Here is a 16,601-nt window from a genome sequence, read left to right on the forward strand (position 1 = left end):
TGGGCGGCGGGCGCGGGGCGGCGGCCGGAGGGCGTTGTCAGACCCTCCCGCCAAGATGGGTCCATGACCGCACTTCCCGCCGCTGAGGCGCACTTCGCCCTGTCCACCCCCGCCTCCTACCGGGACGCGCTCGACCGCTTGCGCGCCGCGTCCGCCGCCTACTACGCGGGCGGGAGCAGCCCGTTGGACGACGCGTCGTACGACGCGCTGCGGCTGGCGGTGCTGGCGTGGGAGGCGGCGCACCCGGACGACGCGGCGGACTCCCCCACGGGGCTGGTCGCCGACGGCGCGGCACCGGGGGGCGACGTCGCGCACACCACCCGACTCCTCAGCCTGGACAACGTCTTCGGGCCCGAGCAGCTGCTCGCCTGGGAGGGCTCGCTGCGGCGGCGGCTCGGCCGGGAGCCGGCGGGCGGGTTCACCGTCGAGCCGAAGCTGGACGGCGCGGCCGTCGCCGCCCGGTACCGGGACGGGCGGCTCGTGCAGGTCGTCACCCGGGGCGACGGCGCGCACGGGGAGGACGTCAGCCACGTCGTCGGGTCGGTCGCGGGACTCCCCGAAGTACTGGCGGATCCGGTGACGTTCGAGGTCCGGGGCGAAGTGCTGTTCACCCAGGAGCAGTTCGTGACGGCGCAGGAGGTGCGCGCGGCGCACGGCGGCGCGCCGTTCGCGAACCCGCGGAACGCGGTGGCCGGCACGCTGCGGGCGAAGGACCGGCCGTACCGGCTGGAGATGTCGTTCTGGGCGTACGGAGCGGTCGACCTGGACGGTGAATCGTTCCTGCCCGTCGGGGCGACGCATGCCGAGACCCTGGCGGCCGTCGCCGCGGCGGGCGTCCGGACCACGGCCGACACCCCGGCCGGACTGCACGTGGTGGACACGATCGCCGAGGCGCAGGCGCGGGTGGAGGCGATCGGCGCACTGCGCGCCGGCCTCCCCTTCGGCATCGACGGCGTGGTCGTCAAGGCGAACAGCGCGGCGGAGCAGGCCGAGGCGGGGCTGGGGAGCCGCTTCCCGTACTGGGCCATCGCCTACAAGCTGTCGGCCGTGGAGCGGCAGACGGTGCTGCGGGAGGTGGTCTGGGAGGTGGGCCGCACGGGCGTCCTCGCGCCGACCGCCGTCCTGGACCCGGTCGAGATCGACGGCTCCACGGTCTCCCGCGCCACCCTGCACAACCCGGCCGACATCGCCCGCCGCGACCTCCACCTCGGCGACACCGTGACCGTCCACAAGGCCGGCGACATCATCCCGCGCGTCCAGGCGCCCGTCGTCGGACTCCGCCCCGACGGCGCCGTGCCGGTCCCGCTGCCGGCCGCCTGCCCGAACTGCGGGGGCGACATCGACAAGAGCCAGGAGCGGTGGCGGTGCGCGAAGGGCGCGGGCTGCGCGCTCGCCCCGCTGATCGAGTACGCGGCCGGGCGCGACGTCCTCGACGTCGACGGCCTCGGCAGGACGTACGTCAGGGCGCTGATCGACGCGGGCCTGGTCGCGGACGTGGCGGACCTGTTCGTCCTCACCGAGGAGCAGCTGACGGCCGCCTCCGGCAGCGCGCGGCGGGGCGCGAAGCTGGTCGAGCAGTTCGCCCTGGCGCGGACCCGCCCGCTGAGCCGGGTGTTCTGCGCGCTCGGCATCCGGGGCACCGGCCGCCGCATGTCGCGGCGGCTCGCCGAGCACTTCGGCACCATGGAGGCGATCCGCGCCGCGAGCGCCGAGGACCTGCTGGCCGTGGAGGGCATCGGCCCGGAGAAGGCCCCCGTGATCGTCGCCGAACTGGCCGCGCTCGCCCCCGTCGTCGACAAGCTGGTCGCGGCCGGGGTGAACATGACCGAACCGGAGCGGCCGGGCCGGTCCGCCGCGGCGGGAGGCGCCGGGGACGCGGACGGCGGGGAGTCCGCGGAGTCCGCGGCGGGCCCGCTCGCCGGGAAGACCGTCGTGGTCACCGGGAAGATGGCCGGACGGCTCGACGGTTTCGGCCGCTCGCAGATGAACGAGCTCATCGAGCGGGCCGGCGGACGGGCGGGCAGCGGCGTCAACGCCAAGACCTCCTACCTCGTCTGCGCCCCCTCCCCCACCGGCAAGCCCAGCTCGAAGGCGGTCGCCGCCGAGAAGCTGGGGGTGCCGGTCCTCACCCCGGAGGAGTTCGCCGCCCTCGTCGCCGACTTCCTCGTCTGACGCCCCGCCAGGGACCCCGTCCGGCGTCTCACCCGCCGCTCACGAGGCCGCGCAGGAGCGCGAGGTCCACCTCCGCCAGTCCGCGCACCGCGGTGCGGCCGGGGGCGGGCGGCACGGGGACGGGCGAGGGAACGACGAGGACGGGGCAGCCGGCGACCTGGGCGGAGGTCACGCCGGTGAGGGAGTCCTCCACGGCGACGCAGGCGGGCGGAGCGGCGGACAGCCGGCGCGCGGCCTCCCGGTAGGGGTCGGGGAAGGGTTTCGTGCGGGGGGTCTCGCCCGCCGCGACGGAGGTGGTGAAGCGGTCGCGGCCCAGGACGTCGAGGACGGTGTCCACGACCGGACGGGGGGAGGCCGAGACCAGCGCCGTCGGGACGCCCGCCGCGGCGAGTTCCGCCAGGAGTTCGACGGCGCCGGGGAGGGGCACGGCCCCGTGGCGTACCAGCTCCGCGAAGCGGCGGTGCAGGGCCCCGGCGAGTCCCGCCGGGTCGGGCCGGGCAGCGGTCCGGGCGGCCAGGCGGGCGGCGCAGTCCTCGACGGACCGGCCGAGGACGAAGCGGCGGTCCTCCGCGGTGAGGCCGAGGCCCCGCTCTCGGGCCTCCTCCTCCACGGCGCGCAGCCACAGGCGTTCGGTGTCGACGAGGGTGCCGTCCATGTCGAGGAGGACGGCCCGGAGCGCGCGGGGCACGGGGCCGGCGGGGTCGGGGCGTTCGGCGGGCATCGGGGTCTCCGGACGGGGTCGGTCCTCGGTGGGGTCGGTCGGGGGCCTGGGCGGGCCTCGCCGAGGGGTCAGTCCTCGGTGGGGCCCAGGTCGGGGCGGCCGCGGAGTTCGACGGTGCGGGTGGTGGAGGCGTGGAGTTCGAGGACGGTGATCTCGTTGCGGCCGGGGAGCAGGACCGGCGCGGGGACGTACAGGGTGGTCTGCGGGCCCCGGGACCAGTAGCGGCCGAGGGGGAAGCCGTTGATCCAGGCGTGGCCCTTGGTCCAGCCGTCGAGGGCGAGGTGGGCGTCGGCGGGCCGGGGGAGGTCGACGGTGCCCCGGTGGAAGGCGGGGCCCACGAGGGGGGCGGCCGGGGCGAGGACGAGGCCGTCGAGGGTGTCCAGCGGCAGCGGGCTGCTGGTCCAGTCCGTGAGTTCCGTGCCGTTGGCGGTGGTCCGGCCGAGGAGGCCCTTGCGGTCGTGGATGCCGGGGCCGTAGTTGACCCGTCCCTGGTTCTCCACGAGGACGGTCAGCCGGGCGCCGCTCCGGGGGACGTGGAGGGTGAGGGCGTGCTCGTGGTTCTCCCGTTCGAGGACGCCGGCGGGCCGTCCGTCGACGAAGACCTGCGCGCGGTCGCGGACCTCGCCGAACCGCAGCAGGGCGGGGCCCGGCTCGGGGAGCGCGGTCTCGTAGCGGACGAACCCGAAGGTCTGGCCGAGGCGTTCCATGCTCAGCGGGCGCTCGGCGCGCACGGCCGGCCCGTGGAGCGCGCTCTGGTCGAGGAGGGCGCCGCAGGAGTCGAGGGCGACGACGACGGGGGTGAGCTTGGGGGCGGGCGCCGGGACGGGTTCGTCGGGGACGGGCGCGTGGCGGGCGATGACCCCGCGGAACGCCTCGTACTTGGGGGTGGGGTCGCCGGCCTCGTCGAGCAGGGCGTCGTAGTCGTAGGAGGTGACGGTGGGACGGTAGGTGCCCTTGTCGTTGGCGCCGTTGGTGAAGCCGAAGTTGGTGCCGCCGTGGAACATGTAGAGGTTGACGGAGGCTCCGGCGGCGAGCAGCCGGTCCAGGTCGGCGGCGGCGTCGGCGACGTCGCGGGTGGTGTGGACGCCGCCCCAGCGGTCGAACCAGCCGATCCAGAACTCCGAGCACATCAGCGGCCCGGCGGGCTGGGCGCGGCGCAGGGCGTCGAGGCCGGCGGCGACGCGGCTGCCGAGGTTGACGGTGCGCAGCACCCCGTCGAGGCCGCCGCGGGCGAGGTCGCCGGGCTGGTCGCAGGTGAAGAGGGGGACGTCCACGCCGTGGGCGCGCAGCAGCCGGGCGAGGTCGGCGAGGTAGCGGGGATCGTCGCCGTGGGCGCCGTACTCGTTCTCCAGCTGGACGGCGATGACGGGGCCGCCCTCGGTGGCCAGGTACGGCTTCAGCGGCGGGAGGAGCGCGGCGAAGTGCTCGTCGACGGCGTCGAGGAAGCGCGGGTCGCGGCTGCGCAGCACGATGTCGTCGTCGGCGAGCAGCCAGGCGGGCAGGCCGCCGCCCTCCCACTCGGCGCAGATGTAGGGGCCGGGGCGGAGGAGGACGTGCAGGCCCTCGGCGTCGGCGAGGTCGAGGAAGCGGGGCAGGTCGAGACCTCCGTCCAGCCGGAACGCTCCGGGCCGGGGGGCGTGGAGGTTCCAGGGGACGTAGGTCTCGACCGTGTTGAGCCCCAGCAGGCGTGCCTTGCGGAGCCGGTCGGCCCACTGTCCGGGGTGGACGCGGAAGTAGTGCAGTCCGCCCGAGAGGATGCGGAACGGCCGGTCGTCGAGACGGAACCCGTCGTCGGCGATCTCCAGTCGGGGCATGCCGGGTGCTCCTAGGTGTGGGTGCGGGAGGAGGGGGTCAGTTCAGCGGGCGGCACAGGAGGGCGTCCGGGACGCCGTAGTGGAGCCACTTCCAGGTGTGGGCGACGCCGGCGACGTACTCGTGGTCGGCGCACTGGCCCTTGTAGGAGCCTGGGGCCCAGTCGCCTGCGGTCGCGCCGCCGGTGGCGGGGCGGTTGTCGCCGCGGTCGAACCAGACGACGCGGCCGGCGGCGGGCAGGGCGCGGGCGGCGGGGGCGCAGAGGAGCGCGGCCATGGCGTCGTTCCGCACGCTGTAGCCGACGGCGAAGGCCCCGGCGGGGCACTGGAGCTTGTCGTAGCCGCTCGCCCAGTCGACGGTGACGTACCGCTCGTCGGTGACGACGGTCCAGTCGCCCGGGGCCTTGGCGGGCTGGCCGGCGTCGGTGCACAGGCCGCGTCCCGAGCCCCGGCCGAGGCCGGCGAGGCGCTGGGTGTCGGGGCAGTTGCCCTTGCGGTTGCCGGGGGACCAGTCGGCCTTGGCGAGCATGGTGGCGGAGGCGTCGTGGTCGGTGTGGTCGAGGTCGAGCATGTTCCAGCGGGGCTCCACGGGGACGGGTCCGGAGCGGCCGGGTGCGCCGGTCAGCTTGTTCCAGTCGGGGGTGCGCCAGTCGCCGGGCTCCAGGAGGCTGAGGCGTTCGCCGGTCCTGCTGTAGTTGATCAGGGCCCAGGTGTCCTGGGGCTTTCCGTCGGGTCCCGTCCAGCCGACCAGGGGCCAGATGGCGAAGTCGCTGTCGTTGCGGACCAGGATGTCGGTGAAGCGGGTGAACCAGTCGCGTTCCTTCGCGTCGAGGTCGCCCCGGCCGCCGGCGCCGAACTCGCTGATCCACACGGGGGCGGTGAAGTGCTGCCCGGAGCGGGTGACGAAGAGCGCCTGGTCGTCGACGACCTTCACGAGCTGCTCGGGGGTGAGGTCCTCGTAGCGCGGGTCGGTGGTCTCGCCCATGCCGGTGGCGCCGGAGTGGTGGGGGCCGGTGTAGCCGTAGAAGTGGGCGGCGTAGACGAGTTTGCCGGAGCGGACGAGGGTGTGGGAGAGGGTCGCGACGGGGGTGAGGGTGGGGCGGCCGTGCGGGGTGAGGTCGGTGGGGATGCCCTGCCAGTTGATGCCCTCCATGACGATGAGGAGGTCGGGGTCGGCCTTCAGGATCTCGTTTCCGGCCTGTTCGTACGCCCGGTGGAGGTCGTGGTCGTCGCCCCAGCCCCAGTTGGGGTCGTCCCAGGTGTCGCGGCGGACCTCGTTGCGCAGGTCGGCGCCGACGACCCGCTGGTTGTCCCGGTACCGCTTCGCCAGGAAGACCCAGTCGTCGATCCACTGGCGGGTGGTCTGGCCGCTGTTCCAGCGCTCGTTGCCGTCGAGGGCGCAGCAGAAGCGGTAGCTGGTGGTGTGGTTGTTGAGGATGACGGCGAAGCCGTCGGCGGTGAGCGCGGCGACGACGGCGTCCATGATCTGGAGCGGGGTCTTGCCCTTGAGCTGCGGGTTCGCCGCGACCGCCGCGTCGGGCACCGGGGCGGTGTCGTGGACGAGGGCGTTGGCGAAGGGCAGCCGGATGCTGTTGAGGCCGAGGGCGTGGAAGTCGGCGAGGATCCGGTCGACCGGGGTGCGGTCCAGGCCGAGCGGGATGTTGTTCGACATCTGGTCGGCCTGGTGGTTGGCCGGGTCGGTGACGTCGCCGCTGCCCTCGTACGTGCCCTGCGCCCCGGCCCAGTTGCCGGACTTCAGCTTGAAGCGGTCGCCGTCGGCGTCGACGACGTACCGGCCGCGGGTGGAGAGCGGCGGCGTCCACGACGCGGCGAGCCGGTCTCCCGTCACCGTGCTTGGTGCTGGGGCGGGTTCGGGTGTCGCGGTGGCACCGGGGACGGCGAGCGCGAGGAGCGCCGCGGCGGCGAGGAGCACGGGCAGGGTGCGCCGGGCCGGCTTCGGCGGGGTCGCGGGGCGGGGTGGTCCTTGGAGTCGCACGGGGTATCCCTCCGGAAGGAGTGTGGGGCGAGGGAACGCGGTGGTGCGGACCGCGTGCCCCGGACGGGACGTCCGGGGAGACGAGGGGCCGCGGCGGGGCCGGGTTCAGCCCTTGAGGCCGCTGGTGGCGATGCCTTCGACGATGTACCGCTGGGCGATGAGGAACATCGCCACGAGCGGGGCGATGGTCACCACGGCGCCGGCGAACAGGCCGGGCAGGTTGATGGTCTGCGAGGTGAGGAAGGTCGACAGGGCGATCTGCGCGGTCCAGGCGGACGGGTCCTGGCCGATGACCAGCGGCCACAGGAAGGCGTTCCAGCTCTCGATGAAGGACAGCGCGCCGAGCGAGGCCAGCATGGCGCCCGAGGTGGGCAGCGCGATCCGCCCGTAGAGGCCGAGCCGTCCGAGCCCGTCGAGGCGGCCCGCCTCCTCGATCTCCCGGGGGAGGCGCAGGTAGAAGTTGCGGAAGAGGAGGACCGCGAAGGGGTTGAAGAGCCCCGGCACGATCAGCCCCCAGAGGGTGTTGACGCCGCCCATCGAGCCGACGACCACGAAGGTGGGGAGGAAGGTCGCCGAGCCGGGGATCATCAGGGTGGCGACCACCAGGGCGAGGACGACCCCCCGGCCGGGCACCTCGATCCGGGCGAGGGCGTAGCCGGCGGCGGAGGCGAGGAGGGTGGAGACGGGGGCGGTGATCCCGGCGATGAGCAGGGAGTTCCCCAGCGCCTGCCCCATGTGCAGGGCGGGGTCGTCGAACAGCGCGGTGAAGTTCTCCCACCGCATGACGTCCGGCCACCAGGTCCACTCGGGCGAGGTGAGCGCGGCCGACTCCATCAGCGCGTTGCGCAGCATCAGGTAGAACGGCGCCAGGAAGAGCAGGGTCAGCAGGCCGATCGACAGGCCGCGGACGGCGGGGCGCAGCCCCCGGGCGGGAGGGCGCGGGGCGCGGACGGCGGGGCGCGGGGCGCCGGTCGCGGGGCGCGGGGGACGGTTCGTCTTCATGGGCCCGTTCACTCCTCGCCCCTGCCGAAGCCGGTGATCCGCCCCTGGGCCAGGGTGACGAGCACGATCAGGGCGGTGAGCACGAAGGCTCCGGCCGACCCGAGGCCGTAGTTCTGGGCGCCCATCGCGGTGTTGTAGAGGTGGAGCAGCGGGGTCTGCACGGGGGCGGAGCTGGTCCCCGAGATGCCGCCGTAGAAGAGGTTGTAGAACTCGTCGAAGGCCTGGAAGGCGGCGATGAACTGGAGCATCAGGACGGCCACCGAGGTGTTCCGCAGCATCGGGAGGGTGATCCGGCGCAGCAGGCGCCACCCGGTGGCGCCGTCGAGGGCGGCGGCCTCGTACAGCTCCTTCGGGACGGCCTGGAGGCCGGCGAGGAAGAGGACCATGTAGAAGCCGACCTGGAGCCAGAGCCGGAGGGTGATCAGGGCGATCCAGAACAGCGGCGGTTCGGTGGTCTGGAGCCAGGGGACGGCCTCCATGCCGAACCAGCCGCCGACGGTGTTGGCGATGCCCGCCGGGAGGCCGTTGAAGAGGCTCATCTTCCACAGCAGCGAGGCCACCACGTACGAGACGGCAGTGGGGATCAGGAAGGCGGTGCGCACCACCGCCCGGCCCCGCCGGACGCGGTGGACGAGCAGGGCGAGGCCGAGGGAGGAGGCGAAGGTGACCGGGACGACGGCCAGGGTGAAGAGCAGGATCTGCACCAGGGAGCCGCCGAACGCGGGGTCCGCGAAGAGCCGCCGGTAGTTGTCCAGGCCGACCCAGTCGCCCAGGGCGATGGTGCCCTCGGCCTCGCTGAAGCTCAGCAGGAGGCTCCACCCGATGGCCACGTACTTGAAGACGCCGAGGCCGATCAGGACGGGGGCGGTGAGGAGGAGGAAGGCCCCCCAGGCGCGGCGGTCGGTGCGCCGCTTCCGGGCCGGGGCGGGGCCCCGCGGCACGGCCGCGGGGCTCCCGGCACGCGCGGCGCGCGCGGTGGTGTCCGAGGCGGTGGTCATCAGGACAGCTGCTCGTCCACGGCCGTCTGGGCCTGCCGGGCGGCGTCGGCGAGGAGCCGGGCGGGGTCGCCCTGGCCGCGGACGGCCTTGGCCGCGGCCGTGACGAGCGGTCCGGAGACGGAGGCGTCCCAGGTGCTCGGGTTGCTGCGGCCGTAGCGGGCGGCGAGGGCTACGGCCTCCTTCGCCGTGCCCTCGGCGAGCTTGCCGGTGGCGGCGGCGACGTCGGTGCGGGGCGGGACGTGGAGGCCGTAGGCGGAGGCGAAGTCCTTCTGGAGGTCGGTCTGTTCGACCCACAGCCAGCGGACGAAGCTCTTCGCGGCCTCGACCTTGCGGCCCTTGGCGTTGACGCAGCTCACCCAGCCGCCGACGCGGACGTAGGGGGTGCCGCCGGCCGCGGACGCGGGCCAGGGCAGGACGCCGAAGTCGTCGCCGAGCGCGGTCTTGATCGCGGGCATCGCCCACAGGCCGCACCACTGCATCGGGACGACGCCCTGGGCGAAGGCGGAGGGGTCCCACCAGTCGGTGGTGAAGCCGAGCAGCAGCGACCGGTCGTCGTGCAGCCCCTTCAGGGCCGTGATCGCCTCCACCGCCTTCGGCGAGCCGTAGCCGACCTCGCCTCCGGAGACGAGCTCGCCGCCGTGGGAGAGCACCATGGCGGGGGCGGCCTCGCCGACGCCGTCGTTGCTGACGAAGAGGCCCTTGGCCTTCTTCGTGGTGAGCGCCTTGGCGGCGGCGCGGAGCGCGGCGAAGTCGGCGGGCGGGGCGATGCCGGCCTTGTCGAGGACGCTCTTGCGGTAGTGGAGCATGATCACGTCGTCGATCATCTTGACGCCGTACGGCTTGCCGTCGACGGTCACGTAGCCGAGAGCGGTCTTGTTGAAGGACGCCTTCGCCGGTCCGTACACGTCGTCGAGGGGCGCGATCTGGCCGCGCCGGGCCAGGCCCTCGCTGAAGTCGCCGACCTCGAAGACGTCCGGGGCGCCGTCCGTGAGCAGGCTGGCGTTGAGCTTGCCCGCGTAGTCGCCGGGGACCCAGGTGACCTTGACGGCGATGTCGGGGTGGGCCTTCGTGAAGCTCTCGGCGTAGCGGACGACGGCCTGCTGGGTGCCCGCCTCGCCGTACGCGTGGTACCAGACGTTCAGCGTGGTCCCGGCGCCCTTGGCGCCGCCGCCGATGGGGTCGCTGATGCAGGCGGTCGCCGCTCCGGCGACGAAGAGGAGGGAGCCGGCCAGGAATCCGCGTCGGCTAAGCTCGGTTCTGCGTGCGCTCATGTCGCATCCTCGTAGGTGTGGGTGTGACGGGACGGGTGCCTCCGTCCCGGTCGGGGTCCGCCTCGTTCGCTGCCAGGCATGGGGACGGACGCCGACCGGGCGCGGTGACGGTGTGCGTGTGCGTGCGGGTGTACGCGGGGTGTGCGGGACCGCGGGGGTACGGCTCCGGCTCCCCCGGTGCCGGGTCTACGGGAAGAGCGCCTCGATGCCGAGGACGGCGGCGCCGCGTGCCCATTCCTCCCAGGGCAGGGGGCGCAGGGTCAGCGGGCACCGGGCGGCGGCCTTGAAGCAGTGGGCCGCGTAGGCGTCCTTGATGTGCTCCCCGAAGAGGTCGTAGGTTTCGAGCCCCTCGCCGGTGACGACGACGCGCTCGGGTCCGAGCAGGTTGACCAGGATCGCGATGCCGGTGCCGATGGCGCGCCCGGCCCGGGCGAAGACCGGCCGGGCGACGGGGTCGCCCTCGCGGGCGAGCCGTACGGCGGCGTCGAAGTCCAGGTCCTGGCGGCCGGTCCCGGTGCGGACCGCGGCGAGGACGGCGCCGGTGGAGGCGATCGCCTCCACGCAGCCCACCTGGCCGCAGTGGCACCGGGGGCCCGCCGGGTCGATGGCGATGTGCCCCATCTCGCCGGCGACGCCGTACGCGCCGGCGATCAGACGCCCGTTGACGACCAGTCCGGAGCCGATGCCCGCGCCGATGGTGACCAGCGCGAAGTACTCGGCGCCGATGCCCTCGCCGAACCAGTGCTCGGCGGCGGTGAGGGCCTTGACGTCGTTCTCCACGACGACGGACAGGCCGGTGGCCCGCGCCGTCGTCTCGGCGAGCGGCACGTCCCGCCAGCCGGGGAGCACCGAGTAGCGCACCCGTCCTGCGGTACGGTCCACGTCGCCGGAGACGGCGATGCCGAGGTGCCGGGTACGGTCGCGGAACTCCGGCCGCTTGTCAAGGAGTTCGTCCACGAGCTCGTGGAGCAGGGCGCCCACGGCGGCGGGACCCCGGTCGTCGCCCAGGGGGCGGCCCGCGGTGGCCCGCATGCCGGCCCGCAGGTCGCAGACCGCTCCGTAGAGCGCGTCGGCACTGATCTTGACGCCGGCGAAGAACTCCCGGTCGGCGGTGACCGCCAGCGGGTTCACCGGCCGGCCGGCGCCGGGAGCGGTGCGCTCGGGCGGGAGTTCGTGCAGATAGCCGTCGTCGAGCAGCGGCCGGGCCGCCTTGGTGACGGCGGTCGACGACAGGCCCGTGCGGCGCGCCAGTTCGACCCGGCTGAGCGGGCCCTCGGCGAGCAGCAGGGCCAGCACCGACGTCTCTGCCGGTGCGGTGACGAGGGGTGACGCATGGCTCGGAAACACGGCGGTAACGTACCGACAAATAAATAACTTAGTCCAGTATTGATTTCGGTCCGGGTCACCCCTACGGTTCGGGACGCCCCTCCGGTCGGCAACTCCCTTCCGAGCAGGGGCACTTACCGCCTCCGTCTCACCGTCCCGGGGGACCACCGTGCCTGCCGCCACTCCCGCCCTCTCCTTCGACGCCGAGCGGGGCGTCGCCGTCCTGCGCACCCCGAACAGCGTCTACGCCGTACGCGTCGGGGCCGACGGCAGCCCCCGCCACCTGCACTGGGGCCCCGAGCTCGACCTCGCCGCGCTCCCCGTGCCCCGCTCCCCCGCCGACAGCAGCTTCGAGGACGAGGCCGCCGCCGACGAGCTCGGCATCCAGACCGGCGCCCGCTTCGGCCCGGCCGGCCTCCAGGTCCGCTTCGCCGACGGCACCATCGGGGCGCAGTGGCGCTTCCTCGGCCACTCCCTCCACGAGGACCGCCACGAACTGCGCCTCCACCTGGCCGACCGGCGCTATCCGCTCGCCGCGGACCTCTGCTACCGCCTCCGGCCCGGCCACGACGTCGTCGAGCGCTGGACCGAACTCGCCCACACCGGCACCCCGGACGACGGACCGGTCGCCGTCGACCGCCTGGACTCGGCCGCCTGGACCGTCCCGCACCTCGCCGACGCCCGGCTCAGCCATCTGGTGGGCGGCTGGAACAGCGAGTTCCAGCTGCGGCGCGACCCCCTCCCGGTCGCCGAGACCGTGCTGACCAGCCGCCGGGGCCTCACCGGCCACCACGCCTCCCCCTGGCTCGCCCTCGACGACGGCACCGCGGACGAGGAGCACGGGCAGGTGTGGAGCACCGCCCTTGCCTGGAGCGGCAGTTGGCGCGTCACCGTCCACCGCGACCCGGTCGGCCGCGTCACCTGGACCGGCGGCTGGGGACACGAGGGCCTGAGCCGGCGGCTCGCCCCCGGCGAGACCCTGCGCACGCCGGTCCTCGCCGGACTCCACACCCGGGGCGGCTTCGGCGGGGCGAGCCGCGCCTGGCACGCGTACGTCCGCTCCTGCGTCCTGCCGGACCCCGGGCGGGACCGGCCCGTCCTCTACAACTCCTGGGAGGCCACCGGTTTCGCGGTCGACGCGGCCGGCCAGCTCCGCCTCGCGGAGCGGGCCGCGCGGCTCGGCGCCGAGCTGTTCGTCCTGGACGACGGCTGGTTCGGCGCCCGCGCCGACGACACCGCGGGACTCGGCGACTGGACGCCCCGGCCGGACGCCTTCCCCGCCGGACTGCGGCCGCTCGCCGACGAGGTCCACCGGCTGGGCATGGCGTTCGGGCTGTGGGTGGAGCCGGAGATGGTCAACCGCGACAGCGACCTGTACCGCGCCCACCCCGACTGGGTGCTGCACGCGCCCACCCGGGACGCCACCGAGCTCCGCAACCAGCTCGTCCTCGACCTGTCCCGCCCCGAGGTCGAGGAGTGGGTCCTGGCGACGCTGGACCGGCTGGTGGCCGAGCACGCCGTCGACTGGCTCAAGTGGGACGCCAACCGCCCCTTCACCGAGGCGGGCCGCCCCGGCCGGCCCGACCCCGACCGGGTCTGGACCGACCACGTCCGCGCCGTCCACCGCGTCATGGACCGGCTCCGCGCCGCCCACCCGGGCCTGCGCATCGAGGCGTGTGCGGGCGGCGGCGGCCGCGTCGACCTCGGGATGCTCGCCCGCACCGACCAGGCATGGGTCTCGGACAACACCGACCCCGTCGACCGGCTCTCCGTCCAGCACGGCTACAGCCAGCTCTTCCCCGCCCAGACCATGGCCTCCTGGGTCACCGACAGCCCCAACCCGGCCACCGGCCGGACCACCCCGCTGCGCTTCCGCTTCCACGTCGCCATGGCGGGGGCCCTGGGCATCGGCGGGGACCTCACCGCCTGGACCGAAGCAGAGCTCGACGAGGCCGCCGCCCTCGTCGCCGCGTACAAACGCGTCCGGCCCCTCGTGCAGCACGGCCACCAGTACCGCCTCACCCCGCCGGGGCCCGTGACGGCCGTCCACCACGCCTCCCCCGACGGCCGCGACCACGCCCTCTTCGTCTGGCGGCCCGCCACGCGCTTCGGCCACCCGCCGGACCCGGTCCGGCTGCCCGCCCTCGATCCCGCGGCCCGCTACCGCGACGAGGACCTGGGCCGGGAGTACGACGGCGCCGAACTGGTCCACCGCGGCCTCGACCCCCGCCTTCCCCCCGGCGACCACGCCAGCACCCTGATCCGCCTCCGCCGCATCGGCCCCTGACGCCCCCGGAGCCGCACCCCCGCCCCGGGCCGCCCGGCCCACGACACCCACGGACGTCCCATGACCACCCTCGCCACCGCCCCGTCCCCCCGCGCCGCGGACACCGACCGCGTCCTGGTGGTCGGCATCGACGGCGTACGCCTCGACCTGCTGCCCTCGCTGGGCACCCCGCACCTGGACGGGGTCGCGCGGGCCGGCTTCCTCGCCCCCGTCGAGGTGGACGCCGCGACCCCCACCATGTCGGGGCCGTGCTGGACGACGATCGCCACCGGCGTCGGCGTCGCCAAGCACGGCGTCTGGGGGAACCGCCTCGACGGCAACCGCCTCGACGTCTTCCCGGACTTCACCACCCGGCTCGCCGCCGACTGCGGCCGCCGCACCTTCGCCGTCGGCGGCTGGGAGCCGCTCTTCCTGGCCCGGCAGGGCGGCCCGCTCTTCACCGCCCCGACCCGCCTCGGGTACGTGGCCCCGGGCGCCGACACCCCGGAGGGCTGGGAGGAGGTGGACGACCTGGTGACGGCGGAGGCGGAGCACCTGCTCGGCCTCGACGAGGAGCTGCACGCGGGCTTCGTCTACCTCGGCGCCGTCGACGAGACCGCCCACTTCCTCGGCTGCGGGCCGGAGTACCGCCGGGCCGTCGAGGCCGCCGACCGCCGCCTCGGCCGGCTCCTCGCCGCCGCGCGCGCCCGCCCCGGCCGCTGGACGGTCGTCGTCGTCACCGACCACGGCCACCGGGACGAGGGCGGCCACGGCGGCCGCAGCCCCGAGGAGCGCACAGCCTGGATCGCGGCCTGCGGCCCCGGCCTCTCCCCCGGCACGGTCCGCCCCGTCCTCCACCACGCGGACGTCGCCGCCCACGTCTACACCGCGCTCGGCGTCGTCCCCGACCCCCACTGGACCCTGGACGGAGCCGCCTTCACCGTCTGAGCTCCCCCCTTCGGCGCATGCCGGCCCCGGAAACGCCGGACGGGGCCCCGGTCGTGCCGGGGCCCCGTCCTTCGGGCGTGTCGTCAGCGGTCGGAGCCGCCGGGCGCGGAGGTGCGCCGGCGGGGGCGGCGCTCGCCGCCGCGTCCCGTCCTGGCCGCGCCGTCACCGGTGGCGCCGGAGGGCGCGCCCGAGCGGCGGGCGGTGGAGCGCCCGGCCGCCGGGGCCGCGCCGCGACCGCCCGCCGGGGTGCCGGCGGCCTTCGCGCCACCGGCCGTCCTGGTGTCGCCGGCGGCCTTCGGGGCCGCGGCGGAGCGGCGGCCGGAGCCCCGGGTGCCGGTCTTCGCCGGGGCGTCGCCCGCCGGGGCCGCTCCGGAGCCGCTCCGGCGGCGGCGCGGCGGGCGGCCGGAACCCTCGGCCGCGGTCTTCCGGGCCGGGCGGGAGGCCGGGGCCTGCTGCTGGGGCACCTCGATGGTGACGGCGACGCCGGAGGGCTCGCGGGCGCCGGTCAGGGCGGCGAGCTCCTCGTCGCCGGACCGGAGGCGGGTCGTGCGGGGCTGGATGTTCGCGTCCCGCATCAGCCGGGTGACGTCCTGCTTCTGCTCGGGCAGCACCAGGGTGACGACGCTGCCGGAGCCGCCGGCGCGGGCGGTGCGGCCGCCGCGGTGCAGGTAGTCCTTGTGGTCGGCCGGCGGGTCGACGTTCACGACGAGGTCGAGGTCGTCGATGTGGATGCCGCGGGCCGCGACGTTCGTCGCCACCAGCGCGGTGACCTGGCCGGTCTTGAACTGCTCCAGGGTCCGGTTCCGCTGCGGCTGGGTGCGGCCGCCGTGCAGGGCCGCCGCGCGGACGCCGACGGACAGCAGCCGCTTGGCGAGCCGGTCGGCGGACCGCTTGGTGTCGAGGAAGAGGATGACCCGGCCGTCGCGGGCCGCGATGCGGGTGGTGACGGCCTTCTTGTCGGTCGCGTCCTGGACGTGCAGCACGTGGTGCTCCATGGTGACCACCGCGCCGGCCGAGGGGTCGACGGAGTGCACCACGGGGTCGGTCAGGAAGCGCTTCACCAGCTGGTCGATGTTGCGGTCCAGGGTGGCGGAGAAGAGCATCCGCTGCCCGTCGGGCCGCACCTGCCGGATCAGCTTGGTGATCTGCGGCAGGAAGCCCATGTCGGTCATCTGGTCGGCCTCGTCGAGGACCGTGATCCGGACGTCGTCGAGGACGCAGTCGCCGCGCTCCACGAGGTCGTTGAGGCGGCCGGGGCTGGCGACGACCACCTCGACGCCGCGCCGCAGCGTGGCCGCCTGCTTGGTGATCGACAGACCGCCGACCACGGTGGTCATCCGGAGGTTCACCGCCGTCGCGTACGGGGTCAGGGCGTCCGTGACCTGTTGCGCGAGCTCGCGGGTGGGTACCAGGACCAGCGCGAGGGGCGCCTTGGACTGCGCGCGCAGTCCGGCCGTACGGGCCAGCAGCGCGAGGCCGAAGGCGAGGGTCTTGCCGGAGCCGGTGCGGCCCCGGGCGAGGACGTCGCGGCCGGCGAGCGAGTCGGGCAGGGTGGCGCCCTGGATCGGGAAGGGCGTGGTCACGCCCTGCGCGGTGAGGGTCGCCAGGAGTCCCGCGGGCATGTCGAGCCCGGCGAACTCCTCCACGGCGGGGAGGGCGGGCGTCGCGCTCTCCGGCATGCGGAACTCCTGGGACGGCGCCGAGGACGGAGCCGGAGCAGCGGCGGCACGCCTGGCCGGCTTCCGGGGCCTGCGGGACATGGAAATCTCTGCCTTTCTTCGAACAGCACAAACCGGGGTCCGCACCGTGACGGTGCGGACCCCGGCGAGCGACGGACTGGTGTCCGGCAAATCAGGCGGGGACGATGTTCTCCGCCTGGGGGCCCTTCTGGCCCTGCGTGACGTCGAAGCTGACGCGCTGGCCTTCCTGGAGCTCACGGAAGCCCTGGGTGGCGATGTTCGAGTAGTGCGCGAACACGTCCGGACCGCCACCGTCCTGCTCGATGAAGCCGAAGCCCTTCTCCGAGTTGAACCACTTCACGGTTCCCTGTGCCATGACGTTCTCCTTCTGTAAGGCAGAGGCCCCATCCG

At 74.8% G+C, this 16,601-nt stretch carries 12 protein-coding genes; 3 read left to right on the forward strand and 9 right to left on the reverse strand.

Annotated elements, in window-relative coordinates; all coding sequences use genetic code 11:
- The first annotated feature begins 63 nt into the window (after positions 1-63).
- A complete protein-coding gene (ligA, locus tag IE326_RS23980) occupies positions 64-2,172 on the forward strand; it encodes an NAD-dependent DNA ligase LigA (RefSeq protein WP_190042955.1) in 2,109 nt (702 codons plus the stop codon).
- 28 nt (positions 2,173-2,200) lie between these two features.
- Here ligA and IE326_RS23985 read toward each other — a convergent pair whose 3' ends face one another.
- The 7 genes from IE326_RS23985 to IE326_RS24015 form a co-directional block, all read right to left on the reverse strand.
- On the reverse strand, positions 2,201-2,893 hold the full coding sequence (locus tag IE326_RS23985) for an HAD family hydrolase (protein ID WP_190042956.1): 693 nt from the start codon (positions 2,891-2,893) through the stop codon (positions 2,201-2,203).
- 68 nt (positions 2,894-2,961) lie between these two features.
- Positions 2,962-4,707 carry a glycoside hydrolase family 35 protein gene (locus tag IE326_RS23990; RefSeq protein ID WP_190042957.1) on the reverse strand — a complete coding sequence of 582 codons (1,746 nt, stop codon included), beginning with the start codon at positions 4,705-4,707 and terminating at the stop codon, positions 2,962-2,964.
- Positions 4,708-4,744: 37 nt separating this feature from the next.
- Positions 4,745-6,700: a glycoside hydrolase family 5 protein gene (locus IE326_RS23995; protein WP_308440338.1), complete on the reverse strand. Its 1,956-nt coding sequence runs from the start codon at positions 6,698-6,700 to the stop codon at positions 4,745-4,747.
- Between the two features lie 105 nt (positions 6,701-6,805).
- Positions 6,806-7,702, reverse strand: coding sequence for a carbohydrate ABC transporter permease (locus IE326_RS24000; protein ID WP_190042958.1), 897 nt, complete (start codon positions 7,700-7,702; stop codon positions 6,806-6,808).
- Between the two features lie 8 nt (positions 7,703-7,710).
- Complete coding sequence (locus IE326_RS24005; protein WP_190042959.1) at positions 7,711-8,700, reverse strand: carbohydrate ABC transporter permease; 990 nt, start codon at positions 8,698-8,700, stop codon at positions 7,711-7,713.
- Positions 8,700-9,971, reverse strand: coding sequence for an ABC transporter substrate-binding protein (locus IE326_RS24010; RefSeq protein WP_190042960.1), 1,272 nt, complete (start codon positions 9,969-9,971; stop codon positions 8,700-8,702). The genes IE326_RS24005 and IE326_RS24010 overlap by 1 nt, the downstream gene beginning before the upstream one ends.
- 186 nt (positions 9,972-10,157) lie before the next feature.
- A complete protein-coding gene (locus tag IE326_RS24015) occupies positions 10,158-11,318 on the reverse strand; it encodes an ROK family transcriptional regulator (protein WP_229915590.1) in 1,161 nt (386 codons plus the stop codon).
- A 148-nt stretch (positions 11,319-11,466) separates the two neighbouring features.
- On the opposite strand from IE326_RS24015, the gene IE326_RS24020 reads away from it, so the two are divergent.
- The gene (locus tag IE326_RS24020; protein ID WP_190042961.1) at positions 11,467-13,584 is read left to right on the forward strand and encodes an alpha-galactosidase; all 2,118 of its coding nucleotides are present in this window, start codon (positions 11,467-11,469) and stop codon (positions 13,582-13,584) included.
- 60 nt (positions 13,585-13,644) lie between these two features.
- Positions 13,645-14,511 (forward strand): alkaline phosphatase family protein, encoded by an 867-nt coding sequence (locus tag IE326_RS24025; RefSeq protein ID WP_190042962.1) that lies wholly within the window; start codon positions 13,645-13,647, stop codon positions 14,509-14,511.
- 83 nt (positions 14,512-14,594) lie between these two features.
- On the opposite strand, the gene IE326_RS24030 is transcribed toward IE326_RS24025, so the two are convergent.
- On the reverse strand, positions 14,595-16,271 hold the full coding sequence (locus tag IE326_RS24030) for a DEAD/DEAH box helicase (protein ID WP_190042963.1): 1,677 nt from the start codon (positions 16,269-16,271) through the stop codon (positions 14,595-14,597).
- A 91-nt stretch (positions 16,272-16,362) separates the two neighbouring features.
- Complete coding sequence (locus IE326_RS24035) at positions 16,363-16,566, reverse strand: cold-shock protein (RefSeq protein ID WP_007502648.1); 204 nt, start codon at positions 16,564-16,566, stop codon at positions 16,363-16,365.
- Positions 16,567-16,601 lie beyond the last annotated feature (35 nt).

The sequence above is a fragment of the Streptomyces filamentosus genome (assembly GCF_014654895.1).
GTDB classification, from domain to species: Bacteria; Actinomycetota; Actinomycetes; order Streptomycetales; family Streptomycetaceae; genus Streptomyces; species Streptomyces filamentosus.